General features: G+C 65.6%; 18 protein-coding genes. 17 read left to right on the top strand and 1 reads right to left on the bottom strand.

The features are described from left to right. Positions 1-325: 325 nt before the first annotated feature. Positions 326-1,375 carry an MBL fold metallo-hydrolase gene (locus ACODS0_RS05680; RefSeq protein WP_012436223.1) on the top strand — a complete coding sequence of 350 codons (1,050 nt, stop codon included), beginning with the start codon at positions 326-328 and terminating at the stop codon, positions 1,373-1,375. Positions 1,376-1,563: 188 nt separating this feature from the next. Here ACODS0_RS05680 and ACODS0_RS05675 read toward each other — a convergent pair whose 3' ends face one another. Next, positions 1,564-1,842, bottom strand: coding sequence for a transposase (locus tag ACODS0_RS05675; RefSeq protein WP_012436224.1), 279 nt, complete (start codon positions 1,840-1,842; stop codon positions 1,564-1,566). A gap of 267 nt (positions 1,843-2,109) precedes the next feature. On the opposite strand from ACODS0_RS05675, the gene ACODS0_RS05670 reads away from it, so the two are divergent. The 16 genes from ACODS0_RS05670 to trbG all read left to right on the top strand — a co-directional run bounded on the left by ACODS0_RS05670 (position 2,110) and on the right by trbG (position 18,908). After that, positions 2,110-3,477, top strand: coding sequence for an MFS transporter (locus ACODS0_RS05670; protein WP_012436225.1), 1,368 nt, complete (start codon positions 2,110-2,112; stop codon positions 3,475-3,477). 24 nt (positions 3,478-3,501) lie between these two features. Continuing rightward, positions 3,502-5,283 carry an acyl-CoA dehydrogenase gene (locus ACODS0_RS05665; protein WP_012436226.1) on the top strand — a complete coding sequence of 594 codons (1,782 nt, stop codon included), beginning with the start codon at positions 3,502-3,504 and terminating at the stop codon, positions 5,281-5,283. 24 nt (positions 5,284-5,307) lie between these two features. Further along, positions 5,308-6,057: an electron transfer flavoprotein subunit beta/FixA family protein gene (locus ACODS0_RS05660; protein ID WP_012436227.1), complete on the top strand. Its 750-nt coding sequence runs from the start codon at positions 5,308-5,310 to the stop codon at positions 6,055-6,057. Further along, positions 6,058-6,990, top strand: a complete 933-nt coding sequence (locus ACODS0_RS05655) for an electron transfer flavoprotein subunit alpha/FixB family protein (protein WP_012436228.1) — start codon at positions 6,058-6,060, stop codon at positions 6,988-6,990. It abuts the gene before it with no gap. Between the two features lie 17 nt (positions 6,991-7,007). After that, positions 7,008-7,922 carry a LysR family transcriptional regulator gene (locus tag ACODS0_RS05650; RefSeq protein WP_488833443.1) on the top strand — a complete coding sequence of 305 codons (915 nt, stop codon included), beginning with the start codon at positions 7,008-7,010 and terminating at the stop codon, positions 7,920-7,922. Positions 7,923-7,947: 25 nt separating this feature from the next. Next, positions 7,948-8,178 carry an EexN family lipoprotein gene (locus ACODS0_RS05645; protein ID WP_012436230.1) on the top strand — a complete coding sequence of 77 codons (231 nt, stop codon included), beginning with the start codon at positions 7,948-7,950 and terminating at the stop codon, positions 8,176-8,178. A gap of 217 nt (positions 8,179-8,395) precedes the next feature. Further along, positions 8,396-10,414 (top strand): conjugal transfer protein TraG, encoded by a 2,019-nt coding sequence (locus ACODS0_RS05640; RefSeq protein ID WP_012436231.1) that lies wholly within the window; start codon positions 8,396-8,398, stop codon positions 10,412-10,414. Then, positions 10,411-10,875 (top strand): CopG family transcriptional regulator, encoded by a 465-nt coding sequence (locus ACODS0_RS05635; protein WP_012436232.1) that lies wholly within the window; start codon positions 10,411-10,413, stop codon positions 10,873-10,875. The genes ACODS0_RS05640 and ACODS0_RS05635 overlap by 4 nt, the downstream gene beginning before the upstream one ends. After that, positions 10,872-11,909, top strand: a complete 1,038-nt coding sequence (gene trbB / locus ACODS0_RS05630) for a P-type conjugative transfer ATPase TrbB (RefSeq protein WP_012436233.1) — start codon at positions 10,872-10,874, stop codon at positions 11,907-11,909. Before ACODS0_RS05635 ends, trbB begins: the two co-directional genes overlap by 4 nt. Then, entirely contained in the window at positions 11,906-12,298 is a 393-nt protein-coding gene (locus ACODS0_RS05625; protein WP_012436234.1) for a TrbC/VirB2 family type IV secretion system protein, read from the top strand. The genes trbB and ACODS0_RS05625 overlap by 4 nt, the downstream gene beginning before the upstream one ends. Further along, complete coding sequence (locus tag ACODS0_RS05620) at positions 12,295-12,579, top strand: VirB3 family type IV secretion system protein (RefSeq protein ID WP_012436235.1); 285 nt, start codon at positions 12,295-12,297, stop codon at positions 12,577-12,579. Before ACODS0_RS05625 ends, ACODS0_RS05620 begins: the two co-directional genes overlap by 4 nt. Before the next feature lie 19 nt (positions 12,580-12,598). Continuing rightward, positions 12,599-15,076: a conjugal transfer protein TrbE gene (gene trbE, locus ACODS0_RS05615; RefSeq protein WP_012436236.1), complete on the top strand. Its 2,478-nt coding sequence runs from the start codon at positions 12,599-12,601 to the stop codon at positions 15,074-15,076. Next, positions 15,073-15,828, top strand: a complete 756-nt coding sequence (gene trbJ / locus ACODS0_RS05610) for a P-type conjugative transfer protein TrbJ (protein WP_012436237.1) — start codon at positions 15,073-15,075, stop codon at positions 15,826-15,828. The genes trbE and trbJ overlap by 4 nt, the downstream gene beginning before the upstream one ends. A 12-nt stretch (positions 15,829-15,840) precedes the next feature. Beyond that, complete coding sequence (gene trbL / locus ACODS0_RS05605; protein WP_012436238.1) at positions 15,841-17,193, top strand: P-type conjugative transfer protein TrbL; 1,353 nt, start codon at positions 15,841-15,843, stop codon at positions 17,191-17,193. 18 nt (positions 17,194-17,211) lie between these two features. Continuing rightward, positions 17,212-17,916: a conjugal transfer protein TrbF gene (gene trbF / locus ACODS0_RS05600; protein ID WP_012436239.1), complete on the top strand. Its 705-nt coding sequence runs from the start codon at positions 17,212-17,214 to the stop codon at positions 17,914-17,916. Next, positions 17,913-18,908, top strand: coding sequence for a P-type conjugative transfer protein TrbG (trbG, locus tag ACODS0_RS05595; protein WP_012436240.1), 996 nt, complete (start codon positions 17,913-17,915; stop codon positions 18,906-18,908). The genes trbF and trbG overlap by 4 nt, the downstream gene beginning before the upstream one ends. Position 18,909 lies beyond the last annotated feature (1 nt).

Here is an 18,909-nt window from a genome sequence, read left to right as displayed (position 1 = left end):
CGGATTCCGGCTCGGCCACGAGGCTGTAGCCGGCCACCGAGAAGATCGGTGCCTTCATAGCTGCCGGGGCCCTGGCCTACCTCGAGCGAGGCTCTCGTGCGCTCAAGAGACTGTTTGCCGCCGTTGGGGCAGTTGCACCGACGGCAGCGCAGCGACAGGCTGTGCCAGGAAGCAGACGTTTTCCATCAGCCTATCGAGGTCATTCGTCATTGCCACCGTTGAGGCTGACTTCTAAGCTTCCTAAGCTAAAACTGAGCTCGCACTGCATAGGAGTGATGGCTCTGCGCCATTAGGAGCAGCACTGCCAGAATGTAAATCAAGCATCATGACCGACGCAGCCCCGGCACTCTCGTATCCGTTCTCGGATCTCCCACTCCCTGGCCAAGCCACGGAAATCAAGCCTGGTGTGCTGTGGCTGCGCATGCCGCTGCCGTTTTCCCTGGATCACATCAACCTCTGGGCATTGAGCGACGGTCCTGGTTGGGCGGTCGTGGACACGGGCATTCGCAGCGTGGACGTCAGGAACGCGTGGCTCGCCTTGCTCGCTCCGCAGGGGCCGCTAGCCGGCCGACCCATCTCCCGTGTGATAGCGACGCACATGCACCCGGATCATGTGGGCATGGCGGGATGGTTGACACGTCGCTTCGAATGCGCGCTTTGGATGACACGAGACGAGTATTTGAGCTGTCGGGTGATGCTTGCCGATACGGGGCGGGAAGCGCCAGTCGATGGCGTTCGCTTCTATCGGAGGGCCGGATGGAGCGACACCGAGGTGGATGAGTACCGCACCCGGTTCGGTGACTTCGGTAAAATGATCCATCCATTGCCTGACAGCTTTGTGCGGCTCACGGATGGCCAGATGTTGCGGATCGGGGACCAGGAATGGGAAGTCATCGTCGGCACAGGACATTCCCCCGAGCACGCGTGCTTCTACTCGCGCGAACTGGATTTGCTGATATCGGGGGATCAGGTTCTTCCCAGGATCAGTTCCAATACCTCCGTGTACGCCACCGAGCCGCATGCGAATCCTCTGCAGGGTTGGCTCGATTCCATCGACCGGTTGATGCAACGCGTACCTGGGAGCGCCCTGATTCTGCCTGCCCACAACGAACCTTTCCATGGCCTGCACCTACGGTTGGAGCAACTGCGTGCGAGCACCGTCAGAGGCACCGACCGCGTCAGGCAACAACTTGCGCAGCCTCTGAGGGTCATCGACCTGGTTCGCGCCCTGTACCGTTCGTCCATTGTTGCGGAGCAAATGCACCTCAACCTCGCGACCGGAGAGACGCTCGCCCACCTAAACTATCTCGACCAGCGTGGGGAAATCGTGTCTGCAGAAGACGAAGACGGCGCAATGCGCTATCGGCTCGCCTGATGCACTAATTTGCCCTCAAGGATATAGAAGTAACCCAATCAAGCCTGTCATTGACTGGGTTCTTTGCTGATGTGTTTCGAGAGCAATGAGTCCTTGCACCAGCGCGTCGTGTACGGCCTCCAGTTCTTTGAACACCGTGTTGGCAAACCAATCCTGGCACGGCACCTTCCACAGATGCTCGACCGGGTTCAGCTCAAGGCTGGCAGAAACTCTAGGCGCATATTCTGTGGCACATCCAAGTGACCCGCGATGTGCCAACCCGCCTGATCCATGACCATCATGATGAACTCGACGGCATGGCGTCGCGCCATCTCGGCCAGGAACACCTGCATCGTCTCAGCGTTGGCCCAGGGCAGCACCAGAGAGTCAATCACGCCATCGTGCGTGCTGACGGCGGCGAAGGCGTACAGGGTCTGGCGTTGAGGCGTGCGCCGACGATGGGGCGTGAGCCCCTGGGCACCCAACACTGCCGGGGTGTTCCCAGCAGGCAGAAGCGCCCTTCGTGCTGGAATATCAGCCGCACGCGGCGACCATATTCAGCTTGACGCCTGACCTCTTGGCGCACTTGAACAGTGCTCTCAGAAAGGGGCCGTTTGTCATTCGATCGGGGCGCTTCGTCATCGCGGCTCGCAGCACCGGCACCTAGGATTCCTTGTGTGCGCTGGACGACATGTAGCGGAGCGGCGATGACCGCCGCCCCACGATCCAGAGCCTAACTCAAAGGAGACAAACACGTGTGCCAAATCGACATGCAGAAGCTCGCCGACGACGCTCGCTTCAACCGCTTTCATGCCAAGGTGCTTCTGTGGTGCCTGTTGATTCTCATCATCGACGGCTATGACATCGCCGTGGTGGGCATCGCCCTGCCGTCCATCATGCAGCAGATGGGCGTGAACGCATCGACTGCCGGTTTCATGGCCAGTTCGGCCCTGTTCGGCATGATGTTCGGCGCCATGGTTCTGGGCACGCTGTCCGACCGGATTGGTCGGCGCTGGGCCCTCTCCATTGGCGTCATGCTGTTCAGCGTGTTCACCGCGGCCGCCGGATTCACCAAGGATCCCATCAGCTTCAGCGTGGTGCGCTTCATCGCGGGCCTGGGGATTGGCGGTGTGCTGCCGGTCATCGTGGCACAGATGGTCGAGTACTCGCCCAAGAAGATCCGCAGCCTGATGACGGCGCTGATGACTTCGGGCTACGCACTGGGCGGCATCCTGGCCGCGGTGCTCGGCAAGCAGCTGATCGGCGAGTACGGCTGGCAGGTCGTTTTCATCGCAGCGGGTGTGCCGGTCCTGCTGATTCCGTTCATCTTGAAGCTGGTGCCGGAATCAATGACCTACCTGATCTCGCGCAGCCGCAACGGCGAACTGGCCGAAGTGGCCCGTAATCTCCAGCCGGGAGTCAAGCACCCGGCGGACGCCCAGTTCGTCGTGCCCACCGCCGACCGCGTGGCGGGTGCGCCGGTCTCCCGGCTGTTCCAGGACGGGCGAGGCCCGAGCACGGTGCTGTTCTGGATCGCCTTCTTCTCGGGCCTGTTCATGGTCTATGCGCTCAGCAGCTGGCTGACCAAGCTGATGGCTATGGCTGGCTACAGCCTGGGGTCTGCCCTCAGCTTCGTGATCGCGCTGAACGTTGGCGCCATCATCGGTGCCGTGGGAGGCGGGTGGCTCGCCGACAAGTTCAACATCAAGTGGGTGCTGGTGGGGATGTATGCGCTGGGCGGCGTGCTGCTGTACCTGATGACGTTCCAGACCTCGACCGAGCTGCGTTATCTGATCATCGGCGCGGTCGGCGCCTGCACCACCGGCGCGCAATTGGTGGCCTATGCCTACTGCGGGCAGTTTTACCCGATGTCCATCCGCTCGACCGGCATCGGCATGGCCTCCGGCGTGGGGCGCCTGGGCGCGATCGCGGCGCCGCTGCTAATCGGCCAGATCGTTGCGCTTGAGCTGCCGCTGGAGCAGAACTTCCTGGTGATCGGGGCTTTCGGAATCATCGGCTCGATCGCCCTGGCGTTCATCAGGCATGGCGGCCCGGCGTCGGTGGGCCCGCAAGAGGCTGCACGCGAGTTGCGCCCGTCGCAACAGACGCCGCAAAACGCCTGATCGTAGCCATCAAGGAAATTCGCTGTGTCTGTCTACATAGCCCCCCTGCGCGAAATGCTGTTCGCCATGAAAGAGGTCGGCGGCCTGGACGCGATCTGCGCCCAGCCCGACCATGAAGAAACCACGCCCGACCTGGTCGAGGCCATCCTGCAGGAGGCGGCTAATTACGCCGCTGGCGTGCTGGATCCGCTCAACCGCCCCGGCGACGTGCAGGGCGCGCGCTGGCACGATGGTCGGGTCACGCCCGCCGACGGCTTTCGCGAAGCCTGGGCCAGCTTCTGCGAGAACGGCTGGAACGGCATGCCCGCTGCCACCGAATGGGGCGGCCAGGGCCTGCCCACGCTGGTCTCCACCGCCGTGCTGGAGATGTGGAAGTCGTCCAACCTCGCGTTCAGCCTGTGCCAGATGCTCACGCTGGGCGCGGTGGAGGCCATTGCGCACCATGGCAGCGACGCACTCCAGCGCCGCTTCCTGGCACCCATGGTCGAGGGCCGCTGGACGGGCACCATGAACCTCACCGAGCCCCAGGCCGGCTCTGACCTGGCCGCGCTGCGCAGCCGTGCCGTACACGAGGGCGACCACTACCACGTCAGCGGCAACAAGATCTTCATCACCTGGGGCGAGCACGACATGGCCGAGAACATCGTGCACCTGGTGCTGGCGCGCCTACCCGATGCGCCACCGGGGGTGAAAGGCATCTCGCTGTTCCTGTGCCCGAAGTACCTGGTCAACGACGATGGCACCCTGGGCGAACGCAACGACTTGGCCTGCACGTCGATTGAGCACAAGATGGGCATCCACGGCAGCCCCACGGCGTCGATGAGTTTTGGCGACAGCGGCGGCGCTATCGGCTACCTGGTCGGCGAGCCGCACCAGGGGCTGGCCTGCATGTTCACCATGATGAACCACGCGCGGCTGAACGTTGGCCTGGAAGGCGTGGGCATTTCCGAGCGCGCCTACCAGCGCGCACGCGCCTATGCGCTGGAGCGGGTGCAGGGCAAGCCGCTGATCAGCGGCAGCACCGCCATCGCAGGCCACCCGGACGTGCGGCGCATGCTGATGGACATGAAGGCCCGCACCGAGGCCATGCGCGCGCTGGCCTACTTCTGCGCCGGTCAGATGGACCGCGCCGCGGGCCACGCCGATGCGCAGGAGCGCGCGCAGGCGCAGGCCCTGGTCGGCCTGCTGATACCGGTGGTCAAAGGCTGGTGTACCGACAGCGCGCAGGGCATCACGTCCGACGGCGTGCAGGTGCATGGCGGCATGGGCTACGTCGAGGAAACCGGCGCCTCCCAGCACATGCGCGACGCGCGCATCACGACCATCTACGAAGGCACCACGGGCATCCAGGCCAACGACCTGATCGGCCGCAAGCTGGCACGCGAGGGCGGGCGCACGCTGAAGGCGCTGCTGGGCCGCATCGACGGCGATGCGCGCCGGTTGGTCGAATCGCCCGATGCAGTGCTGGCGCAGATCGGCCGCGCGTTGGCAGCCGCTGCCCAGGCGCTGGACGAAGCGGTCGACTGGCTGCTGGCCCACGACGGTCAACCCGCGCAGTGCGCGGCGGGCGCCGTGCCCTTCCTGCGGCTGGCGGGCACCGTGATCGGCGGCTGGCTGTCGGCGCGCATGGCCGAAGCCGCTACCGCGCAACTCGCGGCGGGCGCGGGCGATGCGGGCTTTCTCGGTACCAAGCGCGCCACAGCCAGCCATTACGCGGCGCATGTCCTGGTGCAGGCGCCGATGCTGCGCGACATCGTCACGGGCGGCGCCGCCAGCACGCTGGCCCTGGCGGACGATCAACTCTGAATGATCCTGAAAGGAAACCCTCCCATGAAAATCCTGGTTCCCGTCAAGCGGGTGGTTGACTACAACGTCAAGGTCCGCGTCAAGAGCGATGGCAGCGGCGTGGACATCGCCAATGTCAAGATGAGCATGAACCCCTTCGACGAGATTGCCGTCGAAGAGGCTGTGCGGCTCAGGGAGAAAGGCGCGGCAACGGAGATCGTCGCCGTCTCGTGCGGCGTGTCTCAATGCCAGGAGACGCTGCGCACCGCCATGGCCATCGGTGCCGACCGCGGCATCCTAGTCGAGACCAATGAAGAACTGCAGCCGCTGGCCGTGGCTAAGCTGCTTAAGGCCCTGATCGACAAGGAACAGCCCGGCCTCGTGATCCTGGGCAAGCAGGCCATCGACGACGACTGCAACCAGACCGGCCAGATGCTGGCGGCGCTGGCCGGTCTGCCGCAAGCCACCTTCGCCTCCAAGGTCGAGCTCGCCAGCGACAAGGCAGCCGTGACCCGCGAAGTGGACGGCGGCCTGGAAACCCTTAGCCTCACGCTGCCCGCGGTCATCACCGCCGACCTGCGTCTGAACGAACCGCGCTACGTCACCTTGCCCAACATCATGAAGGCCAAGAAAAAGCCGCTGGACACCATCAAGCCCGAAGACCTCGGCGTTCAAGTCGCCCCGCGCCTGAAGACCCTGAAGGTGACCGAACCCGCCAAGCGCGGCGCCGGCGTGAAGGTGGCTGACGTGGCCGCCCTGGTCGAAAAACTCAAGAACGAAGCGAAGGTGATCTAAATGTCGGTACTCGTTATTGCTGAACACGACAACGCATCCATCAAGGGCGCAACCCTGAACACCGTGACGGCTGCAGCCGCTTGCGGTGGCGACGTGCACGTGCTGGTGGCCGGCCACAATGCCGGCGCTGCCGCACAAGCCGCCGCCCAGATCGCCGGTGTCGCCAAGGTCATCCACGCCGACGCCGCAGGCTTGGCCCACGGCCTGGCCGAGAACGTGGCCGCCCAGGTGCTGGCCATCGCCGGCAACTATAGCCACATCCTGTTCCCGGCCACGGCCGGCGGCAAGAACGTGGCCCCCCGCGTGGCCGCCAAGCTCGACGTCGCCCAGATCAGCGACATCACCAAGGTGGTGAGCGCCGACACCTTCGAACGCCCCATCTACGCCGGCAATGCCATCGCCACCGTGCAAAGCAGCGACGCCACCAAAGTCATCACCGTGCGCACCACCGGCTTCGACGCCACAGCGGCGACCGGAGGCAACGCAGCAGTGGAAACGGCAACCGCAGCGGCAGACACCGGCAAGAGCAGCTACGTGGGCAGCGAAATCGCCAAGAGCGACCGGCCCGAACTGACGGCGGCCAAGATCATCGTCTCCGGCGGCCGTGCGCTGGGCAGCAAGGAAAAATTCGACGAAGTCATCACCCCGCTGGCCGACAAGCTGGGCGCGGCCATCGGCGCGAGCCGCGCGGCGGTGGATGCGGGCTACGCGCCCAATGACCTGCAGGTGGGCCAGACCGGCAAGATCGTGGCGCCGCAGCTGTACGTGGCGGCGGGCATCTCGGGGGCGATCCAGCACCTGGCGGGCATGAAGGACTCCAAGGTGATCGTGGCGATCAACAAGGACCCGGAGGCGCCGATCTTCAGCGTGGCCGACTACGGGCTGGAGGCGGACCTGTTCGCGGCTGTGCCGGAACTCGTCAAGGCCTTTTAACTTGGATGAGATACACCATGGAGCTTCGGCATTTGCGTTGCTTTATAGCGGTGGCCGAAGAACTTCACTTTGGCCGCGCAGCGGAAAAGCTGCACATCGATCAGTCCCCTTTGTCGCGCACCATCAAGGAGATAGAGGAAGAGCTCGGGGCGCAACTGTTCACGCGAACCACGCGAAGCACCCGCCTGACCTTTGCCGGAATGGCATTCCTGGAGCGGGTGCCGCGAATCTTCGAAGCTCTGAAACAGGCGTGTGACGGCGTCAAGTCCGCCGCCAGTGGGTTTCAGGGACAGTTGCGCATCGCTTTGTCCGATGGCATCACGCCCTCGCGAATGCCGACGCTGCTGGCACGGTGCCGAGAGGAAGATCCAGAGATTGACATTCGGTTATTTGAGATGCCGTTGGACCAACAGATCAAGGGTCTGCACGATGACCTGTATGACGTCGGCTTTTCGATGGCCGAAGAGGTGGGCGACGGCATTGTGGTCAGGCCTGCGTGGGAAGACGAGCTGATGGTGGCGGTCCCAGCTCGCCATCCTGTGCTGGCCCACAAGCACGTTCCGTTGGAAGAAGTGCTGCGCTATCCGCTGGCGCTATGCGATCCGGCGATATGCGAAGGCCATGCACGCCAAGTTGATCGCGTTTTGCAGCGCTACGAGCAACAGCCACTGATCGCCCAGCGCGTGGCGTCCTATGAGGTGATGATGACCTTAGTCTCCGCCGGATTGGCACTTGGTTTGGCGGGCGCCGCGCACATTGCATCCGGCCGTGGGCCAGGTGTTTTGGCCCGGCGCTTGGCGGGCAAGTCGCAGATGCTGGCCACGTATCTGCTGCACCGTGACGTGGAGCCCTCCGAAATGCTGGCTCGGTTCATCGCACGAGTGGACTCCATTGATTCGGCGGATGGCTCCAGCGCCGCCGAGGACTCCTGATCCACCTGCTGAAAGGACCCAAGCCATGCCCCGATTCCTGTCGCTGCTGATGGCCGCTGCACTGACAGCCTCCTGTGGGCCATCCCAACCGACGGAAACCGTGGACTTCCTCGTGGCCCATCCTGAGCGTCTCAAGGAAGTCCAGCGCCTGTGCAAGGAAGAGCGCGCGAAGGCCGGCGAAGAACTCTGCCGACGTGCCGCCGAGGCCGCGAATCGCCGCTTCTTTGGTGACCGGCCGGAGCAGAAGTCCCAATAAGGTAACCTTCCGTCGCGGCGCCGCGACAAAGTTCTCGCAGTTACCTCATCACGCCGCAGCGCGCTCGCGCATGCGGCATTTTTATTGTCTTCGCCACCGCAAGAAGTCTGGCTCTTTTGGCCTGAATCCCCGCCATAACGGTCTTTGACCGGCCTGCACGCTCGCCTTGATCCTCGGCACTACGGCACGTTCCTGTGCCGTAGTGGGAGGTTGACCAATGCAAGGAACGAACGTGCTGTTCGGTCAGATTGCCGTCGTCTTCGGCATCGTGATCGCTGGCGTATGGAGCGCCACGCAATGGACAGCAGCGGCCCTGGGCTACCAGCTACGCCTGGGCTCGCCGTGGTTCGACTTCTTCGGTACGCCGGTCTACCACCCCTGGGGCCTGTTCGAGTGGTGGTTCTTCTTCGACGCCTACGCGCCGCATATCTTCGACGCGGGCGGTGCCATTGCCGCAGGCAGCGGCCTGATCGCGATGGTAGTTGCCATCGGCATGTCGATCTGGCGCTCGCGCCAGTCCAAGCTGGTCACGACCTACGGCTCGGCCCGCTGGGCCAATGCGGAGGACATCCACAAGGCGGGCCTTGACCAGCCTGCGGGCGTGTTCCTCGGCCTGCATCGCCAGCAGTACCTGCGCCATGAAGGCCCGGAACACGTCCTGACATTCGCGCCCACCCGCTCGGGCAAAGGCGTGGGCCTGGTGGTTCCCACCTTGTTGAGCTGGCCTGCATCGGCCGTCATTCACGACATCAAGGGCGAGAACTGGAGCATCACCGCCGGCTGGCGCTCGCGCTTCTCGCATTGCCTGCTGTTCAACCCGACCGATGCGAAGTCGTCGGCCTACAACCCACTGCTGGAGGTGAGGCGCGGCGCGCACGAAGTGCGCGACGTGCAGAACATCGCAGACATTCTGGTCGATCCCGAAGGAGCACTGGAGCGGCGCAACCATTGGGAGAAGACCTCGCATGCGCTGCTGGTTGGGGCCATCCTGCACGTGCTCTACGCAGGCGAAGACAAGACGCTGCGCGGAGTCGCCAACTTCCTCAGCGACCCGGCCTGTCCCTTCGAGCTGACCCTGCATCGGATGATGACCACGCCGCACATCGGTGGTGGGCCGCATCTGGTGGTGGCATCGGCAGCGCGCGAAGTCCTGAACAAATCGGACAACGAGCGTTCCGGCGTGTTGAGCACCGCCATGTCATTCCTCGGCCTGTACCGCGACCCCACGGTGGCCGAAGTCACCTCGCGCTGCGACTGGCGCATTGCCGACCTGATCGCGGCCGAGCATCCGGTGTCGCTGTACCTGGTGGTGCCGCCTTCGGACATTTCGCGGACGAAACCGCTCATTCGCCTGATCCTCAACCAGATCGGGCGACGGCTGACGGAATCGCTCGACGGCAGCGACGGCATCGCGCGCCGCCACAAGCTGCTATTGATGCTCGACGAGTTCCCCGCGCTCGGACGGCTCGACTTCTTCGAGACGGCCCTGGCCTTCATGGCCGGCTACGGTATCCGCAGCTTCCTCATCGCCCAGTCGCTCAACCAGATTGACAAAGCCTACGGCCAGAACCATTCGATCCTGGACAACTGCCATGTCCGGGTGACGTTCGCCACCAACGACGAGCGCACCGCCAAGCGCATCTCCGAAACGCTGGGCACCGCGACCGAGCTGCGCGCGCAGCGCAACTACGCCGGCCACCGGCTCGCGCCATGGCTCGGGCATCTGATGGTGTCGCGCCAGGAGACGGCACGTCCGCTGCTCACGCCGGGCGAGGTAATGCAGCTTCCGCCCGACGAGGCCGTGGTGATGGTGTCCAGCGTGGCGCCCATCAAGGCCAAGAAGCTGCGCTACTACGCGGACAGCAATTTCAAGCGGCGCGTGCTTCCGCCGCCGGTGCTTGCAACCCTGTCCATGCAGGGGCGCTATGCCGATGTGCCACCGGAACGCGCCGACGACTGGAGCGGGCTGGCGATTCCCGCCATGCCGGTCGCACCGACGGCCGACGCCGCCGATGGGCTGGAGAACCTGGGTTCGGCCGACGACAGCGGCCCACGCCGCCAGCCCGAACTTTCCGAAGCCGTCACCTACGACCCCGACCTGGTTGCGCCCGCAGCCGACCTCGGGCTGCTCGATGACGACGACATGCCGCATCCCCTTCCTCGCCAGCTCGATCCGGCCCTGCAGCGCACGGCCCGGCTGGCTTCCCTCGACCCTGACGACGGAATCGACCTATGACCCAACACCGCCTCAATGTGTTCATCCAGCCGGAGCACAGCAAGCGGCTCGATGAACTGGCCGCCAAGAAGGGCGTGTCCAAGTCCAGCATCGTCGCGGCGGCCCTGGCCTCCTGGCTGTCGCCCGATGCGGCCGACCAGCGCGAGGCGGCAATTGCCAAGCGGCTGGACCGCCTGTCGCGCCACGCCGAGCGCCTGGAGCGCGACCAGAACATTGCCATCGAAACATTGGCGCTGTTCATCCGCTATTTCCTCACGGTGAGCACACCCGTGCCCGAGGCCCATCAGGATGCCGCTCGCGCCCAGGGCAAGGCCCGCTTCGAGCAGTTCGTCGAGCAGCTCGGTCGCCATTTGCTGCGCGGGCGCAGCCTGGTGCGGGATGTGGTGGAGGAACTGCACACCGATCCGACGCGACCGGAGGGCGCTGCGGCCGTCGCGGATGCCCAGGAGCGTGCCTTATGAGCGCCGTTCCTTCCTCCTTCACGGCCACCTCGCTGGATCGCCGCATCCAGATGCTGCGCACGGCCATGGGGCCGCTGATCGCTGCCGCGCTCGAAGACCCGGACGTGGTGGAAATCATGCTCAACCCCGATCGCACGCTCTGGGTGGATCGTCTGTCCACGGGCCGCGCGCCGATGGGCGTGGAACTGTCCGAGGCCGATGGCGAACGCATCATCCGCCTCGTTGCAGCTCACGTTGGCACGGAAGTTCATCGGGGCCAGCCGTTGTTGACGGCAGAGCTGCCCGAGACGGGCGAACGCTTCGAGGGCATCCTGCCGCCCGCCGCGCCGGGGCCGGCCTTCGCCTTGCGCAAGCGCGCCTTTGGCGTGATCCCACTGTCGCGCTACATCGAGGACGGAATGATGACCGCCGCGCAGGCGGGCCTGCTGGTGCGCGCCGTGCGCGAGCGCCAGAACATCCTGATCGCAGGCGGCACCAGCACGGGCAAGACCACGCTCGCCAATGCCTTGCTCGCCGAGATTGCCGCTACCGGTGACCGCGTGCTGGTGCTTGAAGACACGGTGGAGCTGCAATGCGCGGCGCGCGATCACGTACCGCTGCGCACGCGCCAGGGCGTGGTGTCGATGACCGAGCTGGTGCGCTCTTCCATGCGCCTGCGCCCGGATCGCGTGATCGTTGGCGAAGTGCGTGGTGCCGAGGCGCTGGATCTCATCAAGGTATGGGGCACGGGCCACCCCGGCGGCATCGCCACCATCCACGCCGGCTCCGCGCTGGGCGCGCTGCTGCGCCTGGAGCAACTGATTCTCGAAGTGGCGGAGAACCCGCCCCGTGCGCTGATCGCGGAAGCGGTCAACGTGGTCATCCACATCGCCGGGCGCGGACGCAAGCGCCGCATCGAGAGCATCGCCCGCGTCGTCGGCTTCGATGGCGCGGGCTACCAACTGGCGGATGCGCTGGAGGCTCCATTCCCGGAGCTGCTGTCGCAGTCCGACCTTTCTTCCCTGTCCCCTGACCAACCTGGAGAACTGCCATGACGCAGATGATCGTTCCTGCTTTCCGTATTTCTGCAAACCCGCTTGCCCTGCGCTGCCGTCCCGCGCGGCTGGATGGCTTGGCACGCCCAGCCCTGCAGGGCCTGATGCTCGCGGCGCTGATGCTGCTGCTCGCAGGCACCGCGCAGGCCGCCGGTTCCTCGATGCCTTGGGAGGGGCCGCTGCAATCCATCCTGGAGTCGATCCAGGGTCCGGTGGCCCGGATCATCGCGGTCATCATCATCATCGCCACGGGCCTGGCGCTGGCCTTCGGCGATACCTCGGGCGGTTTTCGCAAGCTGATCCAGATCGTCTTCGGTCTGTCGATCGCGTTTGCCGCGTCCTCGTTCTTCCTGTCGTTCTTCAGCTTCTCGGGCGGGGCTGTCGTATGAGCGCGGCCCACGATGGCGTGCAGGGGTTCGCTCCGGGGTTCGAAGTGCCACTGCACCGCTCGCTGACCGAGCCGATCCTGCTGGGCGGCGCGCCGCGCACGGTGGCGATTGCCAATGGCACCTTGGCCGCGGCCGTGGGCTTGGGCCTGCAACTGTGGATTCCGGGCCTGGTGCTCTGGATCGCCGGCCATGCGTTGGCGGTCTGGGGCGCGCGTGTCGATCCGCGGTTCATGCAAGTCTTCGCGCGCCATATCAAGCACCGGCCGCTGCTGGACGTGTAGGGGCAAAGGGAGATATCGCATGCTGAACCTTGCCGAATACCGCCAGCGCCCGGCCTTGCTGGCTGACTGGCTGCCTTGGGCCGGGCTGATCGCTCCGGGCGTCGTGCTGAATAAGGATGGCTCCTTCCAGCGCACGGCGCGCTTTCGGGGGCCAGACCTCGACAGTGCCACGCAGGGCGAGCTGATCTCTACGTCAGCACGGTTGAACAACGCGCTGCGCAGGCTGGGTTCGGGCTGGGCCTTGTTCATCGAAGCCGAGCGCCGGCCCGCCGCCAACTACCCGCACTCGGAGTTTCCCGAGCCGCTGTCGTGGCTGGTGGACGAGGAGCGACGGGCCGCCTTTGAGGACTTGGGCAATCACTTCGAGAGCGGCTACCACCTCACGCTGGTGTACCTGCCGCCCGAGGAGGCCCGTGCCCGTGCCGCGGGCCTGCTGTACGAGAACCGGCTGACCGAAGGCGTCGATTGGCGCGAGCGCCTGACTGCCTTCATCGCGGAGACGGAACGCATCTTTGACCTGCTCGACGGCGTGATGCCGGAGATCGCCTGGCTCGACGATAGCCAGACGCTGACCTACCTGCACGCCACCGTGTCTACACGGCGTTACCGCGTGGGCGTGCCCGAGGTGCCATTCCACCTCGATGCGCTGCTGGCCGACGCGCCGCTGATCGGTGGCTTGGCGCCGATGCTGGGCGACCAGCACCTGCGCGTGGTGTCGGTGCGCGGTTTTCCGATCTCGACTTGGCCGGGGATTCTGGACGACCTCAACCGTCTGGGCTTCGCGTATCGCTGGAGTACGCGCTTTCTCTGCCTGGACAAAGCCGAGGCGGAAAAAGAACTCGCCCGCCTGCGCCGTCAGTGGTTCGCCAAACGCAAGAACGTCATCGCGCTGCTGCGCGAGACGATCTTCCAGCAGGAAAGCCCGCTGGTCGATACCGACGCCAGCAACAAGGCCACCGATGCCGATGCCGCCTTGCAGGAGCTGGGCAGCGATCAAGTGGCCTTCGGCTACGTGACAGCGACCGTCACCGTCATGGACGCGGATGCCGCCGTGGCCAACGAGAAGCTGCGCAGGGTGGAGCGCGTCATCCAGGGGCGTGGCTTCGTCACCATCCCCGAAACGCTCAACGCCGTGGATGCGTGGCTGTCGTCCATTCCGGGCCATGCCTACGCCAACGTCCGCCAGCCCATCGTCTCCACGTTGAACCTGGCGCACCTGATGCCGGTGTCGGCGGTATGGGCCGGGCCGGAGAAGAACGCGCACCTCGACGGCCCGCCGCTGATCGTCACGCGCACTGAGGGCGCGACGCCGTTCCGGCTGGTGACGCACATCGGCGACGTGGGCCACACGCTGGTGGCTGGCCCTACGGGCATGGGCAAGTCGGTGCTGCTCGCCACCTTGGCGATGCAGTTTCGGCGCTATCGCGGCTCGCGCATCTTTGCCTTCGACATGGGGCGCTCGATGCGCGCCACCATCCTCGGGCTGGGTGGTGAGCACTACGACCTCGGGATGGATGGCGAGATCGCGTTTCAGCCTCTCGCCCGCATCGACCGCGAGGGCTACCGCACCTGGGCCGCCGAATGGATCGAAGGGCGCTTGCGGCATGAGAGCGTGGCCGTCGGCCCCGAAGAGAAGGCCGCTATCTGGTCGGCGCTCGGCAGTCTCGCCGGTGCGCCGATGGAACAGCGCACGATGACGGGCCTGTCGGTACTGCTGCAATCGAATGCGCTGCGCCAGGCGCTTGCGCCGTACGTGCTGGGCGGCGCCCACGGCAAGCTGCTGGATGCGGATTCGGATCGCCTGGGCGCTGGCTCCGTGCAGTGCTTCGAGATGGAGGAATTGATGCACAGCAAGGCCGCCGTCATGGCCGTGCTGCACTACCTCTTTGCGCGCTTCGATGAGCGCTTTGACGGTGCGCCCACGCTGCTGATCCTCGATGAAGCCTGGCTGTTCCTCGATGACCCGGTGTTTGCCGCGCGCATTCGCCAGTGGCTCAAGACGTTGCGCAAGAAGAACGTGTCGGTCATCTTCGCCACGCAGAGCCTGGCCGACATCAAGGATTCGAGCATCGCGCCCGCGATCATCGAAAGCTGCGCGAGCCGCATCTTCCTGCCGAACCCGCAGGCGACCGAGCCGCAGATTCGCACGATCTACGAAGGCTTTGGGCTGAACTTGCGCCAGATCGAGATCGTCGCCACCGCGCAGCCCAAGCGCGACTACTACTACCAATCCCGCCTCGGCAATCGCCTGTTCGACCTCGACCTGGGACCGGCGACGCTGGCCTTCGCGGGCGCATCCACGGCGCAGGACCAGCGCGACATCGACGCGGTGCTCGCTGCCGCCAGCACCTCCACACCTTCCGCTTCCACCCCGTTCGCAGCCGCATGGCTGCGCCACCGCAGCCTCGATTGGGCGGCCGATCTGCTGCGCGATTTCCCCGGCCCCGCGCCGGGTGCCGCCCCCATCCCCAGCCATTCCCAGGAGAACCTGCCATGAAACCCCATGCCCACAATCTCGCCGCGCTGACCACCGCCTGCGTGCTCGCCTTCGGCATTGCGCAGCCCGCGCATGCACTGTTCGGCGTTGGCGACATCGTGTTCGATCCGACCAATTTGGTGCAGAACACGCTCACCGCCGTTCGCACGCTGGAGCAGATCAACAACCAGATCCGCCAGCTCCAAAACGAAGCGCAGATGCTCATCAACCAGGCGCGCAACCTGGCCAGCCTGCCGTCCAGCGTGGTGGGCCAGCTGCGCGCCAACCTGGCGACCACCCAGCGGCTCATCGCCCAGGCCAAGGGCATGGCCTACGACGTGGCGAACATGGACCAGATGTTCCAGCGTCTGTACCCCGAACAGTACTCCGCCACCGTCAGCGGCAATCAGATGTACCGCGATGCGCAGGAGCGCTGGAAGAACACGCTCACTGGCCTTCAGACCACCATGCAGATGCAGGCCCAGGCTTCGCAGAACCTGAGCGATGACGAGGGCGTGCTGGCCGACCTCGTGGGCAAGAGCCAGTCCGCCGTGGGCGCTCTCCAGGCGATGCAGGCCATGAACCAGTTGCTGGCCCTGCAGGCCAAGCAGTCCATTCAGACCCAGCGCTTGCAGATCACGCAGGACCGCGCGGCCTCGCTGGAGCTGGCGCGGCAGGCCGCCGCAGTGGAGCGTGGCCGCGAGGTGAATCGGCGCTTCGTGGGCACTGGCACGCCGTACACGCCGCAGCCCGTGAACTTCTACAGCCGCTGACGGAGCCGGGCCATGAACGACGTTTCGGTCATCGACCGCTTCCTCGACGTTTTCTCGCGCTACATCGACTCGGGATTCGGCCTGGTGCAGGGCGAGGTGGCGTTCCTGACCGCAACGTTGATCGTCATCGACATGACGTTGGCCGGGCTGTTCTGGGCGATGGGGCATGCCACCGGCCAGGGCGAGGACGTGATCGCCAAGCTGATCCGCAAGGTGCTATACGTGGGTGCTTTCGCCTACATCATCGGCAACTTCAACACCCTGGCGGGCATCCTGTTCCGTTCCTTCGCCGGGCTGGGCCTGACGGCCAGCGGCTCGACCTTGAGCATGGGCAACTTCCTGCAGCCGGGACGGCTGGCCAAGGCCGGCATCGACGCGGCGGCGCCCATCCTCGACCAGATCCGGGAGATGGCGGGCTTCCCCGAGGTGTTCATCAATATCGCGCCCATCGTCGTGCTGTTCCTCGCGTGGCTGGTGGTCATCGTCAGCTTCTTCGTGCTGGCGGTGCAGCTCTTCGTCACGCTGATCGAGTTCAAGCTGACCACGCTCGCGGGCTTCGTGCTCGTGCCGTTCGCCCTCTGGAACAAGACGGCGTTCCTAGTCGAGAAGGTGTTGGGCAATGTGGTGTCGTCCGGCATCAAGGTGCTGGTGCTGGCGGTGATCGTGGGCATTGGTTCGGGGCTGTTCGCGGAGTTTCAGGTACAGCCCGCCGAGCCATCCATCGACCACTCCGTGGTCGTGATGCTGGCCTCGCTGACGCTGCTGGCCTTGGGCATTTTCGGGCCGGGCATTGCGACCGGGCTGGTGTCCGGCGGGCCGCAACTCGGCGCGGGTGCGATGGCCGGTGCGGCGCTGGGCGCGGCCGGCGCTGCCGTTGCCGTGGGCGCTGCGGCCACGGGCGTCGGCGGCGCAGTCGCCGCCGGGGCGCGCATGGCGCCCGCAGCCGCCAAGCTGGCCGGTAGCGGAGCGCGTGCCGCCACCGGAGCCGCGAGCAGCGCCCGGTCAGCGTTTCAGGCAGGTTCTGCATCCGCCGGCGGTGGCCTCAAGGGCGCTGCCGCCGGCGTGGGCAATGTCGCCAAGACCGGCGCGCAGGCGGCCGGGCAGAAGGTGGCCTATGGCGCGCGTTCGATGAAGGAGCGCATGGCGGCGGCCTTTCGACCCGACGACGCCGGATCGGCGTCTGGGGCCGGTGCCGCCCAGGCGGCAAACGAGCCAACCCCATCCACCGAACAACCCGCCTGGGCCAAGCGCCTGCACCGCAGGCAGCAACTCACCCATGCCGCTACGACCGCCGCCCACACGCTGCGCGGCGGCGATGGCGGCAGCTCCAGCCAGGGGCCAAGCCTGCGCGATTCCGAATCCTGATCTTCAAGGAGAACTCCCATGCGATTCAAACGACCGCAGGTGCGCTACGCCGACACGCCGCAGCCTGCCACCCCGTACCAATCCGCCGCGCAAGTCTGGGACGAGCGCATCGGCTCGGCCCGCGTGCAGGCTAGAAACTGGCGTTTCATGGCCTTTGGCTGCCTCACCTTGGCCGTGCTGATGGCCGGTGGTCTGGTCTGGCGCTCCGCGCAATCCATCGTCACGCCCTACGTCATCGAGGTGGATAACGCGGGCCAGGTGCGCGCGGTCGGCGAGGCCGCCACGCCGTACCGGCCCAGCGATGCGCAGATCGCCTACCACCTGGGCCGCTTCATCGGCCTGGTGCGCAGCCTGTCCATCGACCCCATCGTGGTGCGGCAGAACTGGCTCGATGCCTACGACTACACGACCGACAAGGGCGCTGTTGTGCTCAACGAGTACGCCCGCGTGAACGATCCGTTCGCGCGCATCGGCAAGGAGTCAGTGACGGTGCAGATCACCAGCGTGACCCGCGCCAGTGACACGTCTTTCAACGTGCGCTGGACGGAGACGCGCTTCGTCAATGGCGCGCTGGATCGCACCGAACGCTGGAACGCCGTGGTTTCCATCGTGCAGCAGACGCCGCGCACCGAGCAGCGCCTGCGCAAGAACCCCCTGGGCATCTACGTCAACGGCCTGTCGTGGAGCCGCGAACTGGAAGGAAACGAAGGAGCAAAACCATGAATGATCTTTTCCGTAAATCCGTCTTGCCGGTGATGCTTCTGGCTTCGACCGTGCTGTTCTCTGGCTGCGCCACGCAGGGCAAGCCGCCGCCGACCATTTCGCTTGATGAGCCGGTACAGGCCCAGCCGCTGCCAGAGCCGCCTGCGCCTGTGGAGGTGGTGACCGTGCCGCAGGTGCTGCCGATGCCGGCGCAGATGAAAAGTGTGCCGGATGCCAAGCCCACGCCGGAACCCGCCGATGAAACCGTGCGCGTGTCCCGCGCCAATGCCGAAGCGCGCATTGCACCGACGCGCGAGGGCTACGTCAACGCAATTCAAGTCTGGCCCTTCACGGACGGCGCGCTGTATCAGGTCTATGCGGCCGTAGGCCGCGTGACGGTAATCGCGCTCCAGCCCGGTGAGGAGCTGGTGACGGTGGCGGCGGGCGACACGGTACGCTGGATCGTCGGGGACACATCGAGCGGCAGCGGTGATGCGCTGCGCGTCAATGTGATGGTCAAGCCGATCCGCTCGGGGTTGAAGACGAATCTGGTCATCACCACCAGCCGGCGCACCTACCTGCTGGAACTGACATCGACAGAGAAGACGTGGATGGCGTCGGTGTCCTGGGAATATCCCAAGGACAAGATGCTGGCCTTGCAGCGCCAGTCGCAGGCGGCCAGCGCCGCCGCGCCGGTCGATACCGGCCTGTCGCTGGAGAAGATCCGCTTCCGCTACGCCGTGTCGGGCAGCAATCCGCCGTGGAAGCCGCTGCGCGCCTTCGATGACGGCGAGAAGGTCTATATCCAGTTCCCGCCGGGCATCGCGCAAGGCGAGTTGCCGCCCTTGTTCGTGATCGGCGCGCAGGGCGACGGGCAACTGGTGAACTACCGTTTCCGCCCGCCGTACTACATCGTGGATCGGCTGTTCGGCGCGGCCGAACTGCGCCTGGGCGGTGATGGCGGTGACGTGGTGCGGATCGAGCGCACGGATGGCGTGGCGCGGAGGAACTGAC

This window comes from Acidovorax sp. FG60 (assembly GCF_057808995.1).
The sequence above is the reverse complement of the archived record's forward strand: the minus strand, read 5'-3'. Positions and strand labels throughout refer to the sequence as shown.

What these genes read in the sequence shown, in the direction of transcription:
- trbG (WP_012436240.1), top strand. Translation starts at nt 17,913, where the DNA reads ATGAATGATCTTTTCCGTAAATCCGTCTTGCCGGTGATGCTTCTGGCT.
- trbJ (WP_012436237.1), top strand. Translation starts at nt 15,073, where the DNA reads ATGAAACCCCATGCCCACAATCTCGCCGCGCTGACCACCGCCTGCGTG.
- trbL (WP_012436238.1), top strand. Translation starts at nt 15,841, where the DNA reads ATGAACGACGTTTCGGTCATCGACCGCTTCCTCGACGTTTTCTCGCGC.
- trbB (WP_012436233.1), top strand. Translation starts at nt 10,872, where the DNA reads ATGAGCGCCGTTCCTTCCTCCTTCACGGCCACCTCGCTGGATCGCCGC.
- ACODS0_RS05635 (WP_012436232.1), top strand. Translation starts at nt 10,411, where the DNA reads ATGACCCAACACCGCCTCAATGTGTTCATCCAGCCGGAGCACAGCAAG.
- ACODS0_RS05620 (WP_012436235.1), top strand. Translation starts at nt 12,295, where the DNA reads ATGAGCGCGGCCCACGATGGCGTGCAGGGGTTCGCTCCGGGGTTCGAA.
- ACODS0_RS05625 (WP_012436234.1), top strand. Translation starts at nt 11,906, where the DNA reads ATGACGCAGATGATCGTTCCTGCTTTCCGTATTTCTGCAAACCCGCTT.
- ACODS0_RS05680 (WP_012436223.1), top strand. Translation starts at nt 326, where the DNA reads ATGACCGACGCAGCCCCGGCACTCTCGTATCCGTTCTCGGATCTCCCA.
- ACODS0_RS05660 (WP_012436227.1), top strand. Translation starts at nt 5,308, where the DNA reads ATGAAAATCCTGGTTCCCGTCAAGCGGGTGGTTGACTACAACGTCAAG.
- trbF (WP_012436239.1), top strand. Translation starts at nt 17,212, where the DNA reads ATGCGATTCAAACGACCGCAGGTGCGCTACGCCGACACGCCGCAGCCT.
- ACODS0_RS05645 (WP_012436230.1), top strand. Translation starts at nt 7,948, where the DNA reads ATGCCCCGATTCCTGTCGCTGCTGATGGCCGCTGCACTGACAGCCTCC.
- ACODS0_RS05655 (WP_012436228.1), top strand. Translation starts at nt 6,058, where the DNA reads ATGTCGGTACTCGTTATTGCTGAACACGACAACGCATCCATCAAGGGC.
- trbE (WP_012436236.1), top strand. Translation starts at nt 12,599, where the DNA reads ATGCTGAACCTTGCCGAATACCGCCAGCGCCCGGCCTTGCTGGCTGAC.
- ACODS0_RS05640 (WP_012436231.1), top strand. Translation starts at nt 8,396, where the DNA reads ATGCAAGGAACGAACGTGCTGTTCGGTCAGATTGCCGTCGTCTTCGGC.
- ACODS0_RS05650 (WP_488833443.1), top strand. Translation starts at nt 7,008, where the DNA reads ATGGAGCTTCGGCATTTGCGTTGCTTTATAGCGGTGGCCGAAGAACTT.